This is a genomic window from Streptococcus parasanguinis, assembly GCF_040908565.1.
GTDB classification, from domain to species: Bacteria; Bacillota; Bacilli; order Lactobacillales; family Streptococcaceae; genus Streptococcus; species Streptococcus parasanguinis_AC.
This window is the reverse complement of sequence record NZ_JBDGEA010000012.1, coordinates 14,501-38,829: the sequence shown is the minus strand read 5'-3', so window position 1 is coordinate 38,829 and position 24,329 is coordinate 14,501. Positions and strand designations below refer to the sequence as shown.

Genomic DNA, 24,329 nt, shown 5'->3' with positions numbered 1-24,329 from the left:
GAGATAGATGGCCGCAAATATTCAAGCCTATTTAGAGAACCTTCGGCAACCCTGGGGACAGATCTATTATGATATCCTTTTTGAACAATTACAGGACATCAAGGGAAAGCGAGTGCTCGATTTTGGCAGTGGTTTCGGCCTTGTAGCCAACCACTTGGCGCAAGACAATCAAGTCCTTGCTGTGGAGCCTAATGAGGAATTGGTGGCCTTGCGGGCCCAGGATCATCCTTACCAGCAACTGGTCGGGAGTCTGGACCAAATAGAAAGCTTTGAAGATGCCAGTTTTGAGGTCATCCTCTGCCACAATGTCTTGGAGTATGTGGAGGATCGCAAGGATGTTCTCAAGGAATTCACCCGTCTCTTGAAACCAGGAGGCCTGCTCTCTATCGTCAAGCACAATGAGGTTGGCCGCGTCCTTCAGACCGTCGTCTTTGAAAATGATACTCAGAAGGCGCTTGAGCTCCTAGCAGGTCAGGACCTGGAAACCCACTCCATGGGCTTGGCTCAGGCCTATGATCTCGATCTAGTTGTTGAAGATCTAGCCATTGAAGTTCAGGACTACCAAGGAATTCGTGTCTTTTATGCCTTACAGGACAATCGCTTCAAGAGCCAAGAAGGCTGGCGAGAGTCTATGCTCAAGATGGAGCTGGCCGTTTGCCAAGAGTCCCCTTACAGAGATATCGCCTTCTTCCAGCACTATAGCTTAAAAAGGAGTTAAGATGTTCCATTACAAACAAGAAATTCCAGCGATGACAGACCTACTCGCACTCTACAGCTCAGTCGGCTGGACCAATTATACTAACAATCCAACCATGTTGGAAGAAGCTGTCAAAGCCAGTCTCTGGCAGTTAGCAGTCTATGATGAGAAAGAGCTCGTCGCCTACATTCGCTTGGTAGGAGATGGGCACTCGGTCCTGTTGGTGCAGGACCTATTGGTGCGACCAGATCACCAGCGCCAAGGCATTGGAAAGAAACTCTTAGAAGAGGCTTTAGCGACCTTCCCTACTGTCTATCAACGGCTCCTTGTTACTGAACGAAGTGAGAAAAATCTTGCCTTTTACCAATCCCTGGGTTTTGTCGAATTGTCAGAGCAAGCCTGTACAGGGATGATTTATAAAAATTAATATCATACAAGAAAAAGATCTAGTCACGTTTGACTAGATCTTTCATGTTTCTTAGAAGTCTTCTTTCTTCTTAAGTGTTATAGAAGCAATAGCTGTAGCGACGAATGTCAAACCAGTTACAAGAAGTCCTAAATGATCTTCAGTTCCTGTTGAAGGAAGAGATTTTTTATTTTCTTTAGGTTTGTCACTAGATTTAGGAGTTTCACTAGATTTAGGTTTGTCGTTAGACTTAGGTTTATCTCCATTTGGTGATGGAGGTGTTGATGATTTAGGTTTATCTGTTGATGGTGGAGGTGGAAGAAGTTTATTCACCACGTTTCCTTTATCAACAACAAGGTTTGTAGCAGCAACATAGTCGCTTACAGAAACTTTGATAACTTCATTTGAAAGTTGGTAACCACTTGGAGCAGAGAGCTCTTTGATTACGTAATCTTTCGCTTCAAATCCAACAAAGCTTGCAAGTCCATCTTGACCAGAAATTGCTTGCGCTTGGCCTTGTCCATATGGGTTCGCAACAGGTGTCACACCATCTGCTTCAAAGAGTCCAAATACTGCACCAGCAAGGAAATCACCCTTTTCATCTACTTTACGAACCTTAAGGGTGTAAAGTTTCAATTCAGGAATATCAATTGTTGGTGGAGTTGGTGGGATGACCTTGTTGATAAAGGTTTTCTTCGCACCATATGAAACAACTGCTTGGATCGCATTTGATGCTTCATCTTTTGTGACGGTAACTGTGACATCTACTTGACCTTCGTCATATTGGATGTTTGCCTGATCAGCTGGAACGACTTCTTTAATGGTATATTGATGAGTACCAATCATCGCTTCCGTGTAGGCGATCGCATCAAATGTCACTGTACCATCTGCAGCATTTTGTTTTGTTTGAAGAACAGTTCCATTTTCATCCAAGAGGTTAAAGCTAAATTCACCACCTTGAAGGTCACGACCTTCTAAAATCTTGCTTGTGGTAATTTGTTTTTCACTTGGAGTTGGAGGTGTCGGAGGTGTATACGTATTGTTAAAAGTAGGAGTATCCTTTTTACCGTCGTATTGCACATCCGCATTCAATTGTCCGTTTGCATCTTTTGTGACAGTTACTGTTACAGTATGAACAGTTTCGTCATAAGTAATAGCGGATTCTGGCGTAGCTGGTTTTTGTTCAGCGATTGTGTAGGTGAAAGTACCAACTTCATTAAAGCTTACTGGATTGAAGAGAATATCCCCATTCTCACCATTTGTCTTGGTATCAATGAGCGTACCAGCTTGATCCTTGAGAAGGAAAGTGAATTCATTAGCTTTTAATGTACGATCGCTTGTACCATTGACCGCCAATACTTTTTTAGCCTTGAATTGAGCTGTCGTCGGTTTCACTGTTGGAGGAACAGGAGTTGGAGGTGTCGGAGGTGTCTTCGTATTTGTGAAGGCATCACCTTTTTCAGTATCTCCACCTGAGTAAGTCACAGTAGCGACGAGTTTGTCGTTATCTTTCTTCACAGCAACAGTAGCCGTGATGGTTTGTGTGCTATAGTTGATAGAAGCATCCGTACCTTTGTTTTCGGTAATGGTGTAAGTGTGTGTTCCTTCTGAAGTATAAGAAAGTTCCTTAAAGGTGACAGTTCCATTTGCCTTGTTCTTGGCAGTTTCAAGGGTAGTGTTTCCTTCTTTCAAGACAAATTCAAATTGATCGTCTGTCAACGGTAAGGTTGTTTCACCTTCTTTAAAGAGCTTTTTCACTTGAAGAGTAGCTTTTGTACTTTCTGTTTTAGGAGCTTCTTTTTTGTTGATGAACGTATCTGTGTTAGTTTGACCATCAGAGTAGTTGATTTGTTCGACAACTAAAGCATTGTCTTTTTCAACCACTACAACCGTAGCCGTGATGGTTTTATCACTGTAGGTAATGGTTTTGTCACTACCTTTTGTTTCAGTGATGGTATAGTTGAATGTTCCTGCGTGGTCTACAGTGATGGTATCAAAAGTAATCGAACCATCTTTTTTGTTCTTAGCTGTACCAACAACTTTATCGTTTGCATCTTTTGCAACAAACTCAAAGTCATCGCCCTTCAGTTCGCCACCTTCAAATGCTTTTTTAAGTTTTAAGGTTACCTTAGCATTTGAAACTTTTGGTTTATTTTGAGTATTGGTGATCGTATTTTTTTGTTCACCATCTCCACCTGAGTAAGTGACAGTAGCAACGAGTTTGTCGTTATCTTTCTTCACATCGACAGTAGCTTTGATGCTTTGTGTACTATAGTTGACACTAGCGTCTGTACCCTTATTTTCAGTGATGGTATAAGTATGAGTACCTTCTTTATTGAAAGTCAGAGACTTAAAGTTAACAGTGCCATCTGCTGTGTTCTTGGCAGTTTCGACTACTTTGTTATTTTCGTCTTTCAAGACAAATTCGAATTGACCTTCTGTAATCGGAACTTGTGTATGTTCCTGATCGCCGGCTATTTCGAAAGCTTTTTTAATAACAAGATTTGCAGTGGTTTCAGTAACTTTTGGTTTATTTGAAGTGTTTACAACTTTGATAACATTCGACTCATTGATTGGTTCAACTTTTGAAGTATATCCATCAGGTGTATTTGTTTCCACTACGGAGTACTCAATCTTCTTACCGTCTTTGATACCTGGTAATTTAGTAAATTCTGCTTGCCAACCAGAAGCTTTTGTAAGAGTTTGTGTCATCCCTTCCAAGGCTTGGCCGTCAGCATACAATTGAACAGTTATATCTTTACGGTCAGATTCTTCGTCACCAACCCATTCTTTTTGAACTGTAACAGTCTTGTCACCAGTTACCCAGAAGTTCAATTCTGTGTTATTCCAGAATGCAGGGTCTGTTTGTGGTGTTTTGATTTCATCAGCTGTTAACGTAGCATTGTTATCTACGCGAATAGTTGTCTTAGGAATTAATGTTTGGTATTCAACGATCAATTCATCGCTAGACGCTGTTTTAAATACATCACTGACATCTGATAAATTCACGGTAAATCCATTTCCGTCTGCATCGAATTTAACATGTTGCCAGAAGTCCCATCCTGAAGCAACCACTTGTCCACCTTTTCTTAAAGTGAAGGATGGTTTCAAGTAAGTTCCAACGAAGAATTCACTTGCAGCGTGATTGGCAGCTGGAGCAAAAGTGATTTTTGAGTAATCGACAGCTGGAGCTTGGATTTTATCTGATACAACAGGATTTGTGATGGCTTGTTTCTTACCATCTCCGTTAATACGAATGAACCAAGTAGTGAGATAATAGTCATCTCCAACGTTCATCCATGCATAGTTTTCAGATGCGTCTAATTTGAATTGCTTAGTTACATAGTCACCAGTACGGTTGTACTTGTTCAAAACAGATTCAAACACGCCAGGTCCATCAGGACGAGTGATGACAACGGATTCCGAACCGACATTAGAAGTGGCAGTTTTATTTCCAGGATTTCCTGGAGTATTGTCCCATTCTGCTTTGTATGAGAATCCACCTTTTACGTTTTGGTTCATGGATTCGATGGCTTTTTTAAAAGTAAAAGTAATCTTTTTGTTTGTCATCGAAATGGTCGCGACTTCAGCTCCATTTGCTTGGAGGGATTGAGTTGCGACTTCAGTGATATTGACACCTTCAGGAGCATCGATGGTGAACGTGTCCCCTTCTTTAACAGATTTACCAGTCAAATCCCAGTCAAATGAAAAGACAATTTTTTGTCCAGTTGCCTGAGCTTTTAGATTGGATACTGTTGGCGTTACAGTGGCTGCACTGACAGGTTTGATTACAGACAACCCTAAGGCTACCACAGCGATGATAGCTACAAATGCAACTACCTTTTTATATAGAAATTTCAATTGGCCTCATTTCCTTTCTTTTGCATAAATTTTGTATAGTTTTTCTATATAGTGATATCTCCTAAAACCGAAAAACTTCTGATCTTTGCTCCATACAATCAGTTGCTTTATTTGAACATGTAGTTAGAGAAGAAGGACCTTACCTCTATTGAGAAAATATGGGGACATACCTCAATATCCTATCTTTAGTCTGTCCATAATAGAGGACGGGTTGGACCTGAAACAAACTTTCTAAAAACAATGATTAAATAGAAAAACGGAAGAAATTAATGCTTCATAATATAAAATGATAATAAGCAGTGCAAATTTAACAGAATAATCATCCCATTACATATTTAAAAGATTATTATCATCATTATTATATTCTTTTAGTGTAATAAGTCAAGCTAAATGCAACAAATATGGTGGAAATTGTTCATTTTGTTCCAACTACTACCTGACCCTTTATTTCCCGACATTTCCTGCTTTCATGATATAATATTCAGATAGGAAAAAGAGGAGACCAAAAGCTAGATGATCACTTCAAAATACGATTGGCAGTTAGCTTCGCCAAGTGCAGATGAGGCCTTTTTAGCCCTTTCTAAAAAAGCAGGCCTGGAAGCGTCCGTAGCAACCTTACTGTATGAGCGTGGCATTCAGACCAAAGAGGATTTAGAAGACTTTTTAGAACCCAAGTTAGAGAACCTTCACGACCCTTATTTGCTCCATGATATGGACAAGGCAGTGGAGCGCATTCGACGGGCCATCGAAGATTACGAGCAGATCCTCATCTATGGAGACTATGACGCGGACGGGATGACTTCGGCCTCTATTATGAAGGAAGCTTTGGAGCAGATGGGAGCAGAGGTGCAAGTCTACCTACCCAACCGCTTCACAGACGGCTATGGTCCCAATGAGAGTGTCTACAAGTACTTTATCGAGCAGCAAGGTATTTCTTTGATTGTCACGGTGGACAATGGTGTCGCAGGCAATCAAGCCATCGCCATGGCCCAGGCAATGGGAGTGGATGTCATCGTGACGGACCACCACTCTATGCCAGAGGACTTGCCGGATGCTTATGCGATCATCCATCCAGAGCATCCAGATGCGGCCTATCCCTTCCATTATCTGGCAGGCTGTGGTGTGGCCTTTAAGTTGGCCTGTGCCCTCCTAGAGGAAGTACCGGTTGATCTTTTAGATTTGGTCGCGATCGGGACCATCGCTGACATGGTGAGCCTGACAGATGAAAATCGAATTCTGGTCAAATACGGCCTGGGGGTTCTCCAACATACCCAGCGCATGGGCTTGCAAGAGCTCTTGGAGATCGCTGGGATTCGTCCGGAGGATGTCAATGAAGAAACAATTGGCTTTCAGATCGCCCCTCGTCTCAATGCCCTTGGTCGCCTCGATGACCCAAATCCAGCCATCGAACTACTGACTGGTTTTGATGATGAAGAAGCGCACGAAATTGCCCTCATGATTCATCAGAAAAATGAAGAACGCAAAGAGATTGTCCAAAGTATCTATGACGAAGCCAAAGCCATGGTCGACACGAGCTTGTCCGCCCAGGTTTTGGCCAAAGAAGGCTGGAATCCTGGGGTTCTTGGCATTGTTGCCGGTCGTTTATTAGAAGAGCTACATCAGCCGGTCGTTGTTTTAAGTATCGAGGATGGACGAGCTAAAGGAAGCGCTCGGAGTCCTGAGTCGGTCAATATCTTTGAGGCTCTCGATCCTCACCGGTCACTCTTTGTTGCCTTTGGAGGACATGCCGGTGCAGCAGGGATGACGCTCGAGGTGGACCAACTCCCTGCCTTGTCTCAGGCCCTTACCGACTATATTTCAGAACAAGAGATTGATCTCAGCAGCAAGTCTAGCTTAGCGATCGATGAGGAACTGCATTTAACAGAATTAACGCTTGAGACCTTGAAAAGCTTTGAGCGCTTGAGTCCTTTTGGCATGGATAATAAAAAGCCGGTCTTTCTGGTCCGTAATTTCAAGGTAGAAGGAGCACGTTCAATGGGAGCCGGCAATACCCACTTGAAACTCAAAATTTCTCAAGAAGATGCAACCTTTGAGGTGGTTGCCTTTGGCTTGGGTAGCTTAGAGGCGGAGTTTGCCCAGGCGCAAGACCTTGAGCTAGCTGTGCAATTATCTGTCAACCAATGGAATGGCCAAACGACCCTTCAGCTCATGCTGGTCGATGCGCGTGTGGACGGAGTCCAGCTCTTTAATATCCGCTCCAAAAATGCCAGTCTCCCCGTAGGTGTTCCTGTTCTCGACTTTACCCAAGAACTGCCTGATCTATCGGATGCTTCTGCTGTAGTGGTTGGAAATATCCCTGAGGATATAGAGTCCTTACGGCAAATTTTTCAAGAGCATGATTTCCAGGCTGTCTATTTCAAAAATGAGATCCCCAAAGCCTACTATCTGACAGGGTACGGGAGCAGGGACCAGTATGCCAAACTCTATAAAACCATCTACCAATACCCAGAGTTCGATGTCCGCTACAAACTGAAAGACCTAGCAGCCTATCTCAAGATCCAGCAGATCCTCCTGGTTAAAATGATTCAGATCTTCCAAGAGTTGGGCTTTGTGACCATTGAAAATGGCATCATGAAGGTCAATAAAGAAGCAGAAAAACGGGAAATCGCAGAAAGTAGCATTTACCAAAAACTCAAACAAACAGTGAAAGAGCAGGAATTGATGGCCCTTGGAACGGTTCGTGAAATCTACGACTATCTAACAGGACAGGCCTTATGAAAAAACACCTAAAACAGTTTCTCTGGCTCACTCCCATCCTACTTTTTTCTCTTTATTGGGTAGGAATCTACCTGAGCTTGAAGAACCCCATGGAAGAAATTAACTACTCTGAAAATGGTGGATTGATGCGCTATGTGATGTTTAAGCCCTATACAGAAACGATAGGAAAAGATGGTATCTGGAAAGAAGATGAAGGATTCCAAATGTATCCCTATTCAGATGAAATCGTTGGGGGACAAGAAGATCTATCCGTCATGATGTTTCGAGACAGCTCGGAATGGGTTTATAGGTATAAATATCAGTTAAAAGAAAATGTATCGGTTCGTCTGATGTTCAAATACAATTCTAAAAAAAGAGCATTGATCCAAGAAGAAGCATATCTTTATGCGGATGATCAAACAGTTGAAGGCAGTGATTTTCTACAGAAACTTTCTACCTACGGCAAAGACCGCACTTGGTTGAAGAAGCAAAGCAAGAAAGTCGCTGAGCAATACATCCTTGGTACCTGGTTCAAAAATGGAAGTTCCCGTTATTCCCTGAAAAACTTGGGGGATATGAAAATCGAGTACAATAAATTGATAGAAGAATAGTAAGCATGTTTCCAATCCCACATCTTTTTTCAGATGTAGGATTTTTGCATTTGACGCGGAGACTTGGGAAAATGATTTGGCAAAAATGATGCAAGTTAGTAGAATTCATGGTATAATGGAATGTAAAAATTTTTTATGAAAGAAAGTTAACCATGAATTTAAAAGATTACATTGCAAGCATTGAAAACTATCCACAAGAAGGGATTACCTTCCGTGATATCAGCCCTTTGATGGCAGATGGCAATGCTTATAGTTATGCGGTTCGTGAGATCGTTCAATACGCAACCGATAAGAAGATCGATATGATCGTCGGTCCTGAAGCGCGTGGCTTCATCGTTGGATGTCCAGTCGCTTTTGAATTGGGGGTTGGATTTGCACCTGTTCGTAAGCCTGGTAAGTTGCCACGTGAAGTTATCTCAGCGGACTACGAAAAAGAATACGGTGTCGATACCCTCTGCATGCACGCCGATGCTATCAAACCAGGTCAACGTGTTCTCATCGTTGATGACCTTTTGGCGACTGGTGGTACGGTGAAAGCAACCATCGAAATGATCGAAAAACTCGGTGGGGTCGTTGCAGGGTGTGCCTTCTTGATCGAGTTGGACGACTTGAAAGGTCGCGAAGCGATCGGCGATTACGACTACAAAGTTTTGATGCATTACTAATATAGTCTAATACTATAACTGGCTACAGAAAAACCATAATTGAAAACTATAAGCTCCTATCATATAATGTTAGTTAAGAACTTGTAAGATGGGAGCTTTTTATGCCAATTACTCTAGATAAAAAATTACCAGCAGTTGATATCCTTCGTTCAGAAAATATTTTTGTCATGGATGATGTTCGGGCGACTCACCAGGATATTCGGCCCATGAATGTTCTCATTCTTAATCTGATGCCGACCAAGGTTGCGACAGAAACCCAGCTCTTACGCCTCTTGGCTAACACGCCCTTGCAGATCAATGTGGAGTTCCTCTACATGGCGAGCCATGAGTCCAAGAATACAGCGGCAGAACATTTGGAGAGCTTCTACAAGACCTTTCAGGATATCAAGGATAATTACTATGATGGTTTGATTGTGACAGGAGCGCCTGTCGAAAAGATGGACTTTGAAGAAGTGGACTACTGGGATGAGTTGACCCAGGTCTTTAAATGGGCCAAGCGTCATGTTTTTTCCACCTTGCACCTCTGTTGGGGAGCTCAGGCTGGTCTTTACTACCGTTACGGGATTCAAAAAGTAGAGCTCTGTGACAAGCTATCCGGTATCTATGACCAAGCAGTGGTGCGTCCCGATAGTCTGCTCATGAGAGGTTTTGACGATCGCTTCCTTGCCCCTCATTCTCGCTATACGGATGTTCCTTTGAAGGAAGTCCTTGAAAAGAGCAATCTTCAGGTGATTGCGCAAGGAAATGAAGTTGGCCTTTCCATCATTGCCAGTCCAGACATGCGTGAGGTGTATAGCTTTGGCCATCTGGAGTATGATCGCGATACCCTGGCTAAGGAATACAACCGAGATGTCAAGGCAGGCTTGGATCCGGATGTTCCTAAGAATTACTTTGATGGGGATGATGCCAGTACAGAGCCTCGCATTCGCTGGAATCTTGCTGCGACAACCTTCTTTAGTAATTGGATCAACTATGCGGTTTATCAAGAAACACCTTACCGCTTGGAAGAATTGGAAAAAGATATTTCATTTTATGGTTACCTATAAAGGGGAATTATGACATATTCACAAGCATTTAAGTATGGCAACTTGGTTCTTCCAAGTGCCTTGCTTTTTCATTATCATGAATTGTTTGACCAAGCAGATGACTACTTGGTTTGGCAGTTTTTCTTCCTTCAAAATACGACCGGTCAAGAGACCTTGACTCCCAATCAGATTGCCAGTCATCTGGGAAAAACGGTGACAGAGGTCAATCGGATTATGTCCAATTTGACCACCAAGGGACTTCTTCAATATCGGACCATTGAGCTCAATGGCGAGATTGAAGCCATCTTTGATGCGACCATTGCCCTGGAACGCTTGGATGAAATTTTAGACGCTCAGACACAAGGGAAGACACAGAGTGCTCCTGCCAAGGGAAATGTCATCAAGGACTTGGTGGAAACCTTCCAACAGGAGCTTGGACGACTCTTGACACCTTTTGAGATTGAAGACCTGACCAAGACCGTGCGCGAGGATCAGACAGATCCAGATGTGATCAAGGCAGCGCTACGAGAAGCTGTCTTTAATGGCAAGCCTCACTGGAAATATATCCAGGCCATTTTGCGAAATTGGCGCAGTGAAGGTATCAACAGCCTGGTCCAAGTAGAAGCGAAACTACAAGAACGCGAGCAAGCCAACCCACGCAATGTGACCGTTTCAGACGATTTTTTGAAGGCCATGGATTTGTGGAAGGATTAAAAAGACTAGCACTCATAAAGTGCTAGTTTTTTTTGTTTACAGATAGTCTGCGTAGGCTTTTTCTAGTTTGGTAAGGAGTTCTTGTTTTTCCTCGTCACTGGCAAATGAAGCCTGGATGGCATCGACATTGTGCTGGTAAAAGTCAGCTTCCTTGGTTTGGAAATGCTGATGGTAGAGGGCATATTCCTTGGTTAAATCCGTATCAGATACAGTGCGGTTATCAGTATTGATACTGATCCGAGCTCCGGCTACCTTCATCTTCAGATAAGGGAAATCCTCTATAGTCGGTGCTGCTTTTGTCTGTAAGTTGCTGGTCAAGCAGAGTTCACCCGTGACCCCATTGTCAATAAAGGATTGGAGTAAGGCTGGTTCATGAGATAGAGCTGTCACGTGGCCATTGCGTTTGATGCCAAATGCAATCGATTGAGCAACAAAGTGTGGACAATGACACTCACCTGCATGAAGCGTCATGGGCCGATGGTAACTCTTGACTTGCTCGATTAGATGTCGAATATCTTCTGGAGAGTAGTTGTGCTCATCCCCGGCAAAGTCAAAACCAACAAAATCTTGATCCCTAACTTGGTTGGCTTCTGCAAGGATGCGAGAGGTGAGTTCTTGATCTGACTGGCGCATGCCACAGACTAAGGCTTTTGCAACAATGCCAAATTCATTCTGGGCTTGGCGCAGACCATCGCAGACAGCATCGATGGTTTCTGGGACGGTAAGTCCTTGGTCCATGGATAATTCTGGGGCAAAACGAACCTCGATGTAGAGGACATTCTCTAGAGCCGCTTGCTTAGCGACATCGTAAGCAGCAAGGGTCAGGGCTTCCTTGGTTTGAAGGAGAGGGCGAATGTAATCAAAGGCCTCCAAATAGTCCAAGAGATTCTCACAGTGGGCAGGGGCAGTGACATGGTGTTTGAGCTCTTCATCGCTAGCAGGGAGGACAATATTGGCCAGGGCTGCCAATTGACGAATAGTCGGAAGAGACAAGGAACCGTCTAAGTGACAGTGGAGTTCCGTCTTTGCCAAACTATGAAAATCGATCGTGGACATGGTTTTCTCCTTCAAAAATATATTTTTTCTATACTATCATTTTGATCAGAAAAGTCAAGTAAAGCTAGCGTAGCAGATTTTTGAAACTAGCACCTGGATTTGATATGCTAGTACTAGCTTAGAAAAAGGAGAACAGAGATGTCAGATTATCAATTACCAGAAGTATGGGAAGCGCCGAGTCAAATGGGAGGAGCCTGGGGAGGTTTGAACCAACCAACAGCAGGTGCCCGCTTTGAACAAAGCCTTCCAAAAGGCGATCAGCGTTTCCAACTCTATACCCTTCCAACCCCTAATGGAATCAAGGCCACCATTATGCTGGAAGAACTAAAAGAGTTGGGTGTGGATGCGGGCTATGACGCTTATCGCATCAAGATTGGTGATGGGGATCAATTCGGCAGTGACTTTGTGGCCATCAATCCAAACTCGAAAATTCCAGCCATGTTGGATCAATCAGGTGACCAAGACATTCGGGTCTTTGAATCAGCCAATATTCTCTTGTATCTAGCAGAGAAATTTGGACAATTGATTCCGACAGATACTGCTAAACGGACAGAAGTGCTCAACTGGCTCTTCTGGCAGACAGGGGCTGCACCTTTCTTAGGGGGAGGCTTTGGCCATTTCTTCCACTACGCTCCTGAAAAAATCAAGTATGCCATCAACCGCTTTGCCATGGAAGCCAAACGCCAATTGGACCTACTGGACAAAGAATTGGCGACCAAACCTTATATAGCAGGAGATGACTATACCATTGCGGATATTGCCATCTGGTCTTGGTATGGCCGTCTAGCCCAAGATAAGGTCTGGGATCGTGCTGGAATTTTCCTAGATGTGAAGGAATACAAGCATTTGCAAGCTTGGACAGAAAAAATTGCTAATCGCCCAGCTGTGCAACGTGGCTTGGAAGTAGAATATAAGGAAATTGATGCATAAGGAAAAGGCGCCGTCGCGCCTTTTTTTAATGGTGCAAACATGATATACTTAAGGATGGAATAAAAGTTTAGAAAGTAGCACATGGAATTTACAAAATTATCAAATCGCTTGGACTTGGTGGCTAGCTTCGTCCCAGAAGGAGCTCGTCTGTTAGATGTAGGGAGTGACCACGCTTATCTGCCAATCGCCCTCCTACAAGAAAGCAAGATTGAGGCTGCTATCGCTGGTGAAGTGGTTGAGGGGCCTTATCAGTCTGCCCTGCAAAATGTCGCCGATAATGGTTTAGAGGACAAGATTGAAGTCCGCCTTGCCAATGGCTTGGCTGCCTTTGAACCAGCAGACGGCATTTCCTGTATTACTATTGCAGGCATGGGTGGACGCTTGATTGCAGATATCTTAGCAGCTGGACTTGAGAAATTAGCCGGTGTCTCTCGCTTGGTCTTGCAACCCAATAATCGGGAGGATGAACTGCGGGCTTGGTTAGTCGACCATAATTTCCGCCTTGTCGATGAAGCCATCTTGGAAGAAAATGAGAAGTTCTATGAGATCCTTGTGGTCGAACAGGCTTCTCAAGAGTTATCAGCTAAGGAACTGCGTTTTGGTCCCTATTTGATGCGGGAACAAGCTCCAGCCTTTGTCCAAAAGTGGTCCAAGGAAGTGGAGAAATTAGCCTTTGCCTTGGAGCAGGTCCCAGTTGAGAATCAATCTGCCAGAGCATCGTTAGAAGACCGTATCGCCCAAATCAAGGAGGTCCTAAATGCTAGCAAGTGAAATTATCAAACGCTATGAAGCTTACTGTCCCCAAGAACTTTCCATGGAGGGAGATGTCTGTGGCTTACAGGTCGGCACCCTGCAAAAAGACATCAAGAAGGTCATGGTAGCCTTGGATATCCGGGAGCAGACGGTGGCAGAAGCCATCGCGCATGGAGTGGACTTGATCATCGTCAAGCACGCGCCCATTTTCCGTCCCATCAAGGATCTGATAGCCGATCGGGCTCAAAATCAGATCTACATTGACTTGATCAAGCATGATATTGCGGTCTATGTCAGCCATACTAATATTGATATTGTCCCAGATGGGCTCAACGATTGGTTTTGCCAGCTCTTGGAAATTGAAGATGCAGAGCCCCTCAGCATGACAGGAGAAGGACTCGGAATTGGTCGTATCGGTCAGGTACCAGCTCAAACCTTTGGCCAGTTGGCTCATAAGGTAAAAGAAACTTTTGGCTTAGATGCTTTGCGCTTGGTTGGTTATGACCAGGCGGATTTGGAACGGGTCATTGAGCGCATCGCCATCTGTGGAGGAAGTGGCCAATCCTTTTACAAGGATGCTCTCGCTAAGGGGGCTGAGGTCTACATCACAGGAGATATCTACTACCACACGGCTCAAGACATGCTGAGCGATGGGCTCTTGGCCTTGGATCCAGGTCACCATATCGAAGTTCTCTTTATCTCTAAACTAGTAGAAAAACTCAATCAGTGGAAGTCTGAAGAAGCGTGGGAGATCGAAGTGATTGGCAGTCAAGCCAGCACCAATCCTTTTTACCATATATAAGGGGTTATCATGAAAGTTGCCATTATCGGTGCAGGGATCGTGGGATCCACTGCAGCCTATTATTTATCCAAGGAAGCACAGATAGATGTCACCGTCTATGATCACGGAGTTGGCCAAGCAACCCAGGCAGCGGCTGGGATCATTAGCCCTTGGTTTTCTAAGCGGCGAAACAAGGCCTGGTATCGTCTGGCTCGGCTAGGAGCTGATTTCTATCAAGAATTAGTAGAGGACCTGTCCAAGGACGGAATCGAAACAGACTTTTACCAGCAGACAGGGGTCTATCTCCTTAAGAAGAAGGAAGAGAAATTAGATGAACTCTATCAGTTGGCGCTGAGTCGACGAGAAGAATCTCCCTTGATTGGGGAATTGGCGGTTTTAACCAAAGAAGAAGTAGGTCAACAGTTCCCAGGTCTGCAAGGCTTTGAACAGCTCCTTTATGCCTCAGGTGGAGCCCATGTAGAGGGAGCCCTTCTAACGGAAACTCTCCTTAAAGCAAGTGGCGCAAGAGTGATCAAGGAAGAGGTTGCTCTCACAATCTCTGATCATGGCTATCAGATAGCAGGAGAGAGCTATGACCAAGTTATCCTAGCAACAGGAGCCTGGTTGGGGCAAATCCTTGAGCCACTTGGCTACCAAGTGGATGTCCGTCCACAAAAAGGACAGTTGAGGGATTATCAGCTAGACCTAGATACGAATAATTATCCTGTGGTCATGCCAGAAGGAGAACTGGATATCATTCCCTTCCAGCAAGGCAAGATCAGTATGGGCGCTACCCATGAGAATGAGCTAGGCTTTGACCTAACAGTGGATCAAGCTTTACTGAATCAGATGGAAACAGAAGCCTTGACCTACTATCCAGAACTAGCTCAAGCTGAAGTTATCGGGGAGCGCGTGGGTACCCGGGCTTACACCAGTGACTTCTCGCCCTTTTGGGGAGGCCTTCCCGATCAAGCAGGCCTCTATGTCGCTAGTGGACTTGGTTCGTCTGGCCTCACAACCGGTCCCCTCATTGGTTGGCACCTAGCCCAACTAGTAGCAGGAGGAAAGGTGCGTCTAGATCCAACAGATTATCCAGTTGAACAATATGTGAAGAAGAGAGTGGGACAAAAGTCCTAGCCTCTTAATTGTTTTTGGATTGTCGAGCAAGACGCAGTGGTTGAGTGGGCTTTATTACGCTGATTTCATCAGCTTATACAGCCCTACTCAACTGTGCGGAGGTGGGACGACGAAATCGAATTCTAACGAATGACCGATTTCTGTCCCACTATCTTTTTGATTGCTGTTATTGTCTTTGAGAAAAAGATAGTCAGATACAGCTCAAAGGGACCTTCATTAGTAAGGAGTATCGTCTTATGGTAAAAATCAAGTTTAAAAAGAAAAGCAAAAGCATGATGGTCATCGCCTTGGCTCTCCTTATGGTAGTTGGGATTTCTTTGTTTCATATGAACAAACTATTGGAGGAAAAGCGACGGAACCGAGAGTACGAAGTCAGCCTTGTAAAGACCTTGAAGAGGTCTTACGAGGGTATTGAGGAGATTGAGATTCTAAATCCATCCTACAGCTCTATTCCTTCAGACGCATGGGGAGCTGAGGTGAAACTCACATTTGTTGACGGTACTTGCAAGAAACATGAATTGGCCTATGATAAAAAGGCGAATAAGATTAGGAGTGGGATCTATCATAATGAGGACGAAGAATTTCAAAGGTTTATGGATTCAAGGAAAGGCACGACCAAATCGGGAGTAAAGGTAAGGTTTTCAGACGGCTCAGTCAAGGAGCAGTAATCTATTTGAATCATGAGTAAGACCAATGCTAACAATTCTACAACGCTCATCTCCTGTCATCACCTTGTAACACAAATGCAAGGTGACTTTTTTATATAAACATGATAAAATAAGGGTAATGACTACGTAGAAAGGCCTAACATTATGAAAGGTATTATTTTAGCTGGTGGCTCAGGTACTCGTTTGTATCCTTTGACTCGTGCCGCTTCCAAACAGTTGATGCCCATTTATGACAAACCAATGATCTACTACCCATTGTCAACTCTTATGTTGGCAGGGATCAAAGAAATCTTGATCATCTCAACGCCGCAGGATCTTCCTCGTTTTGAAGAGCTTCTTGGAGATGGTTCTGAACTTGGTATTTCTCTCTCTTATGCTGAGCAACCAAGCCCAGATGGCTTGGCGCAAGCTTTCATCATTGGAGAAGAATTTATTGGGGATGATCATGTTGCCCTCGTTCTTGGAGATAATATCTTCCACGGAAATGGCTTAACCAAGATGTTGCAACGGGCAGAAGCGAAAGAAAAAGGCGCGACTGTCTTTGGTTACCAGGTCAAAGATCCAGAACGTTTTGGTGTGGTAGAGTTTGATGCGGATATGAACGCTATCTCTATCGAAGAAAAACCAGAACATCCGAAATCAAACTTTGCGGTGACTGGTCTCTACTTCTATGACAATGATGTGGTAGAGATTGCCAAAAACATCAAACCAAGTCCTCGTGGAGAGCTTGAAATCACCGATGTCAACAAGGCCTATTTGGAGCGTGGAGATCTCTCTGTTGAACTCATGGGTCGTGGCTTTGCTTGGTTGGATACAGGAACTCATGAAAGTCTCTTGCAGGCTTCTCAATATATCGAGACGGTTCAACGTTTGCAAAATGTCCAAGTAGCCAACCTTGAGGAAATCGCCTATCGTATGGGCTATATTACTAAAGAGCAAGTCCATGAATTGGCGCAACCTCTTAAGAAAAATGAATACGGACAATACTTGCTCCGTTTGATTGGAGAAGCTTAATGACAGAACAATTTTTCGAAAAAGAATTAGCAGCCCGCAAGATTGAAGCGATCCCAGGCTTGTTGGAGTTTGATATTCCAGTTCGTGGGGATAACCGTGGTTGGTTCAAGGAAAACTTCCAAAAAGAGAAGATGCTTCCTCTTGGTTTTCCAGAAAGCTTCTTTGCGGAAGGCAAGTTGCAAAATAACATTTCATTCTCTCGTAAGAATGTCTTGCGTGGCTTGCATGCAGAACCTTGGGACAAGTACATCTCTGTAGCAGATGAAGGAAAGGTTCTCGGTACTTGGGTAGACCTTCGTGAAGGTGAGACCTTTGGGAACACCTACCAAACTGTGATTGATGCTTCTAAAGGAATCTTTGTCCCTCGTGGGGTTGCCAATGGATTCCAAGTTTTGACGGATAAGGTGGCTTATACTTACTTAGTCAATGATTACTGGGCATTGGAGCTCAAGCCAAAATATGCATTTGTTAATTACGCAGACCCAAGCCTAGATATCCAGTGGGAAAACTTGGAAGAAGCAGAAGTCTCAGAAGCAGACAAGAATCACCCATTGCTCAAAGACGTAAAACCCCTAAAAGCAGAAGATTTGTAAAAATGAACCTTGCATAGCAGTATCGCGACTGCAAGGAATAATCAAAACTAAAAACTATTTGGAGAAAAAATGACTGAATACAAAAACATCATCGTAACTGGTGGCGCAGGTTTCATCGGTTCAAACTTCGTACACTATGTCTACAACAACCATCCAGATGTACATGTGACTGTCCTTGACAAACTCACTTACGCTGGTAACCGAGCCAACATTGAAGAAATCCTTGGGGATCGTGTTGAATTGGTTGTGGGTGACATTGCTGACGCAGCCTTGGTGGACCAATTAGCTGCTAAGGCTGATGCGATTGTTCACTACGCGGCTGAAAGTCACAATGATAATTCATTGAACGACCCATCACCATTTATCCACACAAACTTCATTGGTACTTACACACTTTTGGAAGCAGCTCGCAAGTACGATATCCGTTTCCACCACGTGTCAACAGACGAGGTCTATGGAGACCTTCCATTGCGTGAAGATCTTCCTGGACATGGGGAAGGTCCTGGTGAAAAATTCACTGCTGAAACCAAATACAACCCATCATCCCCTTATTCATCAACCAAGGCTGCTTCAGACTTGATCGTGAAGGCTTGGGTCCGTTCCTTCGGTGTTAAGGCAACCATTTCAAACTGTTCAAACAACTATGGACCATACCAACACATCGAGAAGTTCATCCCACGTCAAATCACCAACATCTTGTCAGGGATTAAACCAAAACTTTATGGTGAAGGCAAGAACGTCCGTGACTGGATCCACACCAACGACCACTCAACAGGTGTTTGGGCAATCCTTACCAAAGGCCGTATCGGTGAAACTTACTTGATCGGTGCTGATGGTGAAAAGAACAACAAGGAAGTGCTTGAACTCATCCTTGAAAAAATGGGTCAACCAAAAGATGCTTACGAACGTGTCACAGATCGTGCTGGTCACGATTTGCGTTACGCCATTGATTCAACAAAATTGCGTGAAGAATTGGGTTGGGAACCACAATTCACCAACTTCGAAGCAGGTTTGGAAGACACTATCAAGTGGTATACAGACCACCAAGATTGGTGGAAGGCTGAAAAAGAAGCTGTCGAAGCCAACTACGCGAAAACACAAAAAGTTTTGAAATAAGGAAGAAAGTCCAAGTGGAAAACTACTTGGACTTTTTTCTTTTATCTTCTGAAAATGAGTGAGAGATCTTCCATGTATGGTATAATAGGATCAGTTTGAAAACAATTATCGATTAGGAGGAAATAGATGAATCAAAAAGATTGGGTTGACTATTTTGAAGCACTCCATAACCGGAAGCCGAGTCTGCAAGAGTTTCAAGATGCACGAGCGAATGGTGAGTTTGTAGTGGAACGAAAAGAGACCGTTCCTGAAGCACAAGTCCCATCAGCAGTAGCCTCACCAGAGAAGAGTGAGAAGGTTCAAATGGCGTCACAAGTGGAGTCAAGATCTAAGACTCCAGCTTTCAAACACTTTCGTGTGAAATGGAATAAGCAAACAAAATGGGCTTTATCAGGTGTAGGAATACTAGCCTTTATTGTACTGGCTTACTTCTTTTTCTTCCAACCGACTCCAAGTTTGGAAGGAATCTGGATTGGACCTGCTGATTCAACAGCAGTCGTTTATGAATTAAATCAAGAAGAGCCACGATCGAATGGTAAGTATAAGATTGAAAAAGTTTATAAGGGGAAGGAAGCGAGTCAAGAGTTTCAGAAAGCTTTAAACCAGTTAAACTATTCTAAGCTGAAAACCTTAGCTGATGTTGATAGAAAATTTGACCTCCACACGAGGGAAGTTGTCATCATTAAAGACGAGCATGGTCTTGTTTATAATCTACTCCAAAGCAATGGGACCAATGTGATTTTAGCCAATGACTTGATGGATTTGGTGACCTATAGTGATCATTCAGAGAGCTTTAAGAAGAATGCTGTTTTTCATAAGACTGAAATTCCAAAAGTGCTCCTTGGAAAATGGAAAATTGAGCGTTCTTACGACGATGAAACCAATTACCTTGAATTAAATGATCGTGGTATTCTTACTTATAGTGAATTTGATAGTAGCGAAGGTACGGCTTTTTATACCCTAGAAGAGCTTCAAAAAATGCCTTCCAGTAAGTTTGATCAAGAAAAGTCAGCTGACAAAGTGAATGAGATCTTTGAGGATCTTCAAGATGCGGTGGATTCTCAAGATTATCAATTAAATAGTATGAAAGACGTGTACAAACAACTAGGATCTGATTTTTATTATGTCCCTGTAAATGGAGGGAAGACAGTCCTTGTTTTCACAGAGGGCTATCATCTATTCGAAAAATTGGAAAAAGTGAAATAAATCAGATGGACCGAAAGGTCCTTTTCTTTTATTTTCTGAAAATCACGAAATGGACCATGAATTTGTGGTATAATATGGTTAGTTTTTATGATGAATCAATAAGGGGGATATGATGAATCAAAATGATTGGGTTGAATACTTTGAAGCGATCAATGGTCGTAAGCCAAGTATGCAAGAATTTCAAGAAGCGCGTGAAAAAGGGGAGTTTGTCGTAGAGCGAAAAGAAACACCGACACCAATAACTGAAGCGCAGGTTCCTGCTCAAGAAGCACCTGTTGCACCTAGTGCACCTCTTTCACAAGAGTCTACAGCTTTTATCCCACCACATCCTGTTCCAAGACCAAAAAGATCGACATTGTCTTTCAATAAACCAACAAAGTTCGGCCTTGCAGTCGTCGCTATTGTTACAGCAATCACTCTTGTTTGGATCTTTTTCTTTACAGGGACACAAAGTCTGAATGGAATTTGGTTGAGCAACACGGATTCGATGCCTGTGGTTTATGAACTAAATGGAAAGACAAAGAAAGTCAATACAACTCTTCCGATCAAAAAAATCATCGAAGGAAAAGAAGCTAAGAAGGAATTTGTTCAGAAACTTTCGGCATTAAACTTACCGAATATACAGACGCTAGCAGATGTGGATAAAAAGTTTCATTTGAAGACCAAAGAAGTGGTCATTTTTAAAACAGACGGTTTAGCACTTTATAATTTGCTTCAGTCCAATGGGACAAATGTCATATTCTCTGATGATTTGGATGATCTAGCATATTATAAATCCAATTTGTCAGAATTTAAGAAAAGAGCCGTTTTCCAAAAAATCGAATACCCTGATGTTTTGGTTGGAAAATGGAAAAATGTGACTAATAATGATGATCATTTAGTTTTTCAAATAACGAAAAATGGCGCATCTAATACTGATGTCACTGCCATTTATCCACTTGTAGATACTGATCGTATCAATGATAAGAGTGGAAATTCTCATTCTTCGGATGATAAAATAAATACTGAGTTTAAACAAGTTCAAAAAGAAATTAAAAATCAAGGCTACACAGTGAATAGTGCTAGGGAGGTATATAAAGAGGCTTATACTAATTCCTACATTGTGCCTGTCGATGGAGGAAAGAAGGTTATTGTTCTAGATAAAGACTATAATTTTAAGTCGATGGTGGAAAAAGTGAAATAATCAAAGGACCGAAAGGTCCTTTTAGTTTTTAATTATGAATTTCCTAAAAAATGTTCTGAAATCTCTGATTTGTGGTATACTATGACTAGTTTTTAGGAAAATTATTTTTTAGGGGGATATTATGAATCAAAAAGATTGGGTTGAGTACTTTGAAGCGATCAATGGTCGTAAGCCAAGTATGCAAGAATTTCAAGAAGCGCGTGAAAAAGGGGAGTTTGTCGTAGAGCGAAAAGAAGCGCCGACTTCAGCAACTGAAGTACCAGCTACAGCAACTGAAGCGCAGGCTCCTACACAGGAAGTGGCTGTTGCACCTAGTGCACCTTTTTCACAAGAGTCTACAGCTTTTGTCCCACCGCAACCATCAGCGAAAAGCTTGCAACCTGTTCCAGGACAGAAAAGACCGAATTTGAGTTTTAATAAACCAACAAAGTTCGGTCTTGCAGTCGTCGCTGCCGTTACAGTCATTGCATTGGTTTGGATCTTTTTCTTTACTGGAGGACCAAGTCTTGATGGCGTTTGGATTCGTAATACGGATTCTAGTCCGATCACTTATGAACTAAGTGGAAAGAAACAAAGAGTCAATGGAGATGAAACCATCAAAAAGGTTCTCAAGGGCAATGAAGCGAAAAAAGAATTTAATAAGGCCCTTTCTTTAATCAATTCATCTAAATTACATACGCTTGCTGATGTTGATAAGAAATTTAACCTGAAGACGACAGAAGTAGTCGTTCTCAAATATGATGACCATGTAATGTATAACTTGCTTCAAAAAGATGGTTCAAACATAATCTTAAGAGATGGGTTGTATGATTTAAAAACTTACCAATCAAACTCAAAAACTTTTAAAGAATATCTAGTATATCATAAAGTGGAAACTCCTAAAGTTTTAGTAGGCAAATGGGAAGTAATAACCGATGATAGTAGTGATACAAAGAAGATTCATATTTCTGATCACGGTATTATTTCAAATGGGGGAAGTACAAGCCAAGCAGCTGGTTTCTACTCAATGGTGGATGAAGATCTTCTTGATGGAAAATCTGTAAAAAATAGTTCAACTGATAAAACTGTTACAGAGCGATTTGAACGCATCAAAGAAGAAATTGAGTCACAAGGTTACCAATTGAAAAATGTTAAGGATGTGTATAAGCAAGCAGGGTTAACTTATTACTTCGTATCAGTTAATGGAGGGAAAAGTATTATTGTTTTAGATAGTAGTTATCACTTGGATGCGAAGTTAGAAAAAACAAAATAATTTAAAGGACCGCAAGGTCCTTTTCTACTCTAAATTTCATCGGAAAAAATGATTTAAGTCTAGGCAAAAATATGGTAAAATGGATAAGATGTAGTGGAGAGGTTAGGACCTTTTCAAGCGATTAGAGGTAATGGAGTAGAAAATGCAAAATAGACCTATTATTATTGGTGTTACTGGTGGTTCTGGTGGTGGAAAGACCAGTGTGTCTCGTGCCATTTTGGCTAATTTCCCGAATGAAAAGATTGCTATGATTGAGCATGATTCTTATTACAAGGACCAGAGTCATTTAACCTTTGAGGAGCGGATCAAGACCAACTATGACCATCCTTTTGCCTTTGATACGGACTTGATGATTGCGCAGATCAATGAACTCTTGGCAGGTCGTCCAGTGGATATCCCAACCTATGACTATGCAGAGCATACGCGCAGTAGTAAGACCTATCGCCAGGAACCTCAGGATGTTTTCATCGTGGAAGGAATCTTAGTCCTTGAAGACAAGCGCCTTCGAGACTTGATGGACATCAAGATTTTCGTTGATACGGATGATGATGTTCGGATCATTCGCCGAATCAAGCGCGATATGGAGGAGCGTGGACGGAGTCTCGATAGCGTTATTGAGCAGTACCTTGGAGTGGTGAAACCCATGTACCATCAGTTCATTGAGCCAACCAAGCGCTATGCGGACGTGATCATTCCTGAAGGAGTGACCAACACGGTAGCGATTGATTTGATCACAACCAAGATTGAAAAAATCCTCAACGAAGCGCGTGAGGGAAAATAAAAAAGGAGAAAGAGGGCAAGTGATCTCCAAGTGTCTACGGATAGGAGGAGTGACGGAATGTCTCAGTAGTTGATGAGGACTCTTCATTCGCTAAAAGACTCAGAAGAGTTCTCAATCAACTTTGTGGGGGTGGTATGGGAAATGTTTTATTTAAACATTTGGTACCACTCCCTCTTTTTCCTAAGGAGAATGGAAATGAAAAGGGAGTTTCATTCGCGGACCAAGGCGTTCGCTTGTTTATTGACCATGTGTGCTGGTTTTTCAGATGCTTATACCTTTATTTGTCGGGGTGGGACCTTGGCGGCAGGCCAGACGGGAAATGTGGTCTTTCTTTCGGTTGGTTTGATCGGCCAGCAGATCTCAGATGTAGAAGTGAAGTTAGCCACGATGCTGGCCTTTATGCTGGGGATCTTTTTAATGACGGTCTTGCGTCGCTTGATTGATAATTCAGTCTGGCGCTTGAGTACCCTAGTGCCCTATATCCTCACAACTTTGGTGACGGGATTTTTGCCAGCATCGGTAAAAAATGTCTTCATCGTGCCTTTTTTTGGCCTGAGTTTAGGAATCGTAGCGACCTCATTTGGAGAAGTAGGTAGCTATGCCTACAACCACTCTTTTATGACCGGAAATCTCAAGAAAACCATGGTAGCTTATGGAAATTTTGTTAGAGACAGGGAGATGAAATTCCTCTGGGAAGCCATCTTTATGACCTGCTTGATCGGGAGTTTCGTCTGTGGGGCCATTTTTTCGACCTACTTGATCCAGTTTTATGGATTAAAGACGATTTGGCTGGTGGCCATCATCTTGACCATCTTTTTAATCTACCGGGCCATTCAATATTTTGAAGTCTTTCACTTCAATCGGCTGCATGAATAGATAAAGGTATCATAAAAAACTTTCCTTAGGTGAGTGCGGACGTCAGCGAACTTCTTCGAAGAAGTTCCATGACTAATTATTGAGCCTAAGTTCTCAATAATTCCGTGTGCCTGAAGCAGTTAAGCTTCAGGCACTTTTCTCACAGCGGAAAGTTTAGTATATTCTTTATCAATTTAAATTAATGAGACCTCGATTTTATCTCTTTGCAGAATCGCTTAAGTTATTTTACTAAAAATTAGTTTATCTATATTCCAGAGGCTGGGACAAAAGTCCTAGCCTCTCCATT

22 protein-coding genes are annotated in these 24,329 nt (G+C 42.8%); 20 read left to right on the top strand and 2 right to left on the bottom strand.

The window, feature by feature from the left end; translation table 11 throughout:
- Positions 1-7 precede the first annotated feature (7 nt).
- Positions 8-718: a class I SAM-dependent methyltransferase gene (locus AB5Y61_RS07010; protein WP_368403647.1), complete on the top strand. Its 711-nt coding sequence runs from the start codon at positions 8-10 to the stop codon at positions 716-718.
- Position 719: 1 nt separating this feature from the next.
- Entirely contained in the window at positions 720-1,124 is a 405-nt protein-coding gene (locus AB5Y61_RS07005) for a GNAT family N-acetyltransferase (protein WP_368403646.1), read from the top strand.
- Positions 1,125-1,175: 51 nt separating this feature from the next.
- On the opposite strand, the gene AB5Y61_RS07000 is transcribed toward AB5Y61_RS07005, so the two are convergent.
- On the bottom strand, positions 1,176-4,964 hold the full coding sequence (locus AB5Y61_RS07000; RefSeq protein ID WP_368403645.1) for a Spy0128 family protein: 3,789 nt from the start codon (positions 4,962-4,964) through the stop codon (positions 1,176-1,178).
- A gap of 513 nt (positions 4,965-5,477) precedes the next feature.
- Here AB5Y61_RS07000 and recJ point away from each other — a divergent pair.
- From recJ to AB5Y61_RS06975, 5 genes are all read left to right on the top strand, one after another.
- Entirely contained in the window at positions 5,478-7,703 is a 2,226-nt protein-coding gene (recJ, locus tag AB5Y61_RS06995) for a single-stranded-DNA-specific exonuclease RecJ (protein WP_368403644.1), read from the top strand.
- Positions 7,700-8,293: a TipC family immunity protein gene (locus tag AB5Y61_RS06990; RefSeq protein ID WP_368403643.1), complete on the top strand. Its 594-nt coding sequence runs from the start codon at positions 7,700-7,702 to the stop codon at positions 8,291-8,293. Before recJ ends, AB5Y61_RS06990 begins: the two co-directional genes overlap by 4 nt.
- 152 nt (positions 8,294-8,445) lie before the next feature.
- Entirely contained in the window at positions 8,446-8,958 is a 513-nt protein-coding gene (locus tag AB5Y61_RS06985; protein ID WP_302692445.1) for an adenine phosphoribosyltransferase, read from the top strand.
- Positions 8,959-9,059: 101 nt separating this feature from the next.
- On the top strand, positions 9,060-10,004 hold the full coding sequence (metA, locus tag AB5Y61_RS06980; protein ID WP_368403642.1) for a homoserine O-acetyltransferase MetA: 945 nt from the start codon (positions 9,060-9,062) through the stop codon (positions 10,002-10,004).
- Between the two features lie 9 nt (positions 10,005-10,013).
- Positions 10,014-10,697 (top strand): DnaD domain-containing protein, encoded by a 684-nt coding sequence (locus AB5Y61_RS06975; RefSeq protein ID WP_272107209.1) that lies wholly within the window; start codon positions 10,014-10,016, stop codon positions 10,695-10,697.
- Positions 10,698-10,733: 36 nt separating this feature from the next.
- Here the strand turns inward: AB5Y61_RS06975 and add are convergent, their stop codons facing one another.
- Entirely contained in the window at positions 10,734-11,753 is a 1,020-nt protein-coding gene (add, locus tag AB5Y61_RS06970; protein ID WP_368403641.1) for an adenosine deaminase, read from the bottom strand.
- A 138-nt stretch (positions 11,754-11,891) separates the two neighbouring features.
- Between add and yghU the strand changes: the two genes are divergently transcribed.
- From yghU to AB5Y61_RS06905, 13 genes are all read left to right on the top strand, one after another.
- On the top strand, positions 11,892-12,683 hold the full coding sequence (gene yghU, locus AB5Y61_RS06965) for a glutathione-dependent disulfide-bond oxidoreductase (RefSeq protein WP_368403640.1): 792 nt from the start codon (positions 11,892-11,894) through the stop codon (positions 12,681-12,683).
- 81 nt (positions 12,684-12,764) lie between these two features.
- Positions 12,765-13,454 carry a tRNA (adenine(22)-N(1))-methyltransferase TrmK gene (locus AB5Y61_RS06960; protein WP_368403639.1) on the top strand — a complete coding sequence of 230 codons (690 nt, stop codon included), beginning with the start codon at positions 12,765-12,767 and terminating at the stop codon, positions 13,452-13,454.
- Entirely contained in the window at positions 13,441-14,238 is a 798-nt protein-coding gene (locus tag AB5Y61_RS06955) for a Nif3-like dinuclear metal center hexameric protein (protein ID WP_368403638.1), read from the top strand. Before AB5Y61_RS06960 ends, AB5Y61_RS06955 begins: the two co-directional genes overlap by 14 nt.
- 9 nt (positions 14,239-14,247) lie before the next feature.
- A complete protein-coding gene (locus AB5Y61_RS06950) occupies positions 14,248-15,354 on the top strand; it encodes an NAD(P)/FAD-dependent oxidoreductase (RefSeq protein ID WP_368403637.1) in 1,107 nt (368 codons plus the stop codon).
- 236 nt (positions 15,355-15,590) lie between these two features.
- Positions 15,591-16,022, top strand: coding sequence for a hypothetical protein (locus AB5Y61_RS06945; protein ID WP_368403636.1), 432 nt, complete (start codon positions 15,591-15,593; stop codon positions 16,020-16,022).
- Between the two features lie 144 nt (positions 16,023-16,166).
- On the top strand, positions 16,167-17,036 hold the full coding sequence (rfbA, locus tag AB5Y61_RS06940; protein WP_048717356.1) for a glucose-1-phosphate thymidylyltransferase RfbA: 870 nt from the start codon (positions 16,167-16,169) through the stop codon (positions 17,034-17,036).
- A complete protein-coding gene (locus AB5Y61_RS06935) occupies positions 17,036-17,629 on the top strand; it encodes a dTDP-4-dehydrorhamnose 3,5-epimerase family protein (RefSeq protein ID WP_368403635.1) in 594 nt (197 codons plus the stop codon). The genes rfbA and AB5Y61_RS06935 overlap by 1 nt, the downstream gene beginning before the upstream one ends.
- Before the next feature lie 69 nt (positions 17,630-17,698).
- The gene (gene rfbB / locus AB5Y61_RS06930) at positions 17,699-18,745 is read left to right on the top strand and encodes a dTDP-glucose 4,6-dehydratase (RefSeq protein ID WP_368403634.1); all 1,047 of its coding nucleotides are present in this window, start codon (positions 17,699-17,701) and stop codon (positions 18,743-18,745) included.
- A gap of 126 nt (positions 18,746-18,871) precedes the next feature.
- Entirely contained in the window at positions 18,872-19,951 is a 1,080-nt protein-coding gene (locus AB5Y61_RS06925; protein WP_368403633.1) for a hypothetical protein, read from the top strand.
- 112 nt (positions 19,952-20,063) lie between these two features.
- Entirely contained in the window at positions 20,064-21,134 is a 1,071-nt protein-coding gene (locus AB5Y61_RS06920; RefSeq protein WP_368403632.1) for a hypothetical protein, read from the top strand.
- 121 nt (positions 21,135-21,255) lie between these two features.
- Positions 21,256-22,386 (top strand): hypothetical protein, encoded by a 1,131-nt coding sequence (locus AB5Y61_RS06915; RefSeq protein ID WP_368403631.1) that lies wholly within the window; start codon positions 21,256-21,258, stop codon positions 22,384-22,386.
- Between the two features lie 142 nt (positions 22,387-22,528).
- Complete coding sequence (gene udk, locus AB5Y61_RS06910) at positions 22,529-23,167, top strand: uridine kinase (protein ID WP_003007856.1); 639 nt, start codon at positions 22,529-22,531, stop codon at positions 23,165-23,167.
- A gap of 195 nt (positions 23,168-23,362) precedes the next feature.
- Positions 23,363-24,043 carry a YoaK family protein gene (locus AB5Y61_RS06905; protein WP_277838803.1) on the top strand — a complete coding sequence of 227 codons (681 nt, stop codon included), beginning with the start codon at positions 23,363-23,365 and terminating at the stop codon, positions 24,041-24,043.
- Positions 24,044-24,329: the final 286 nt, after the last annotated feature.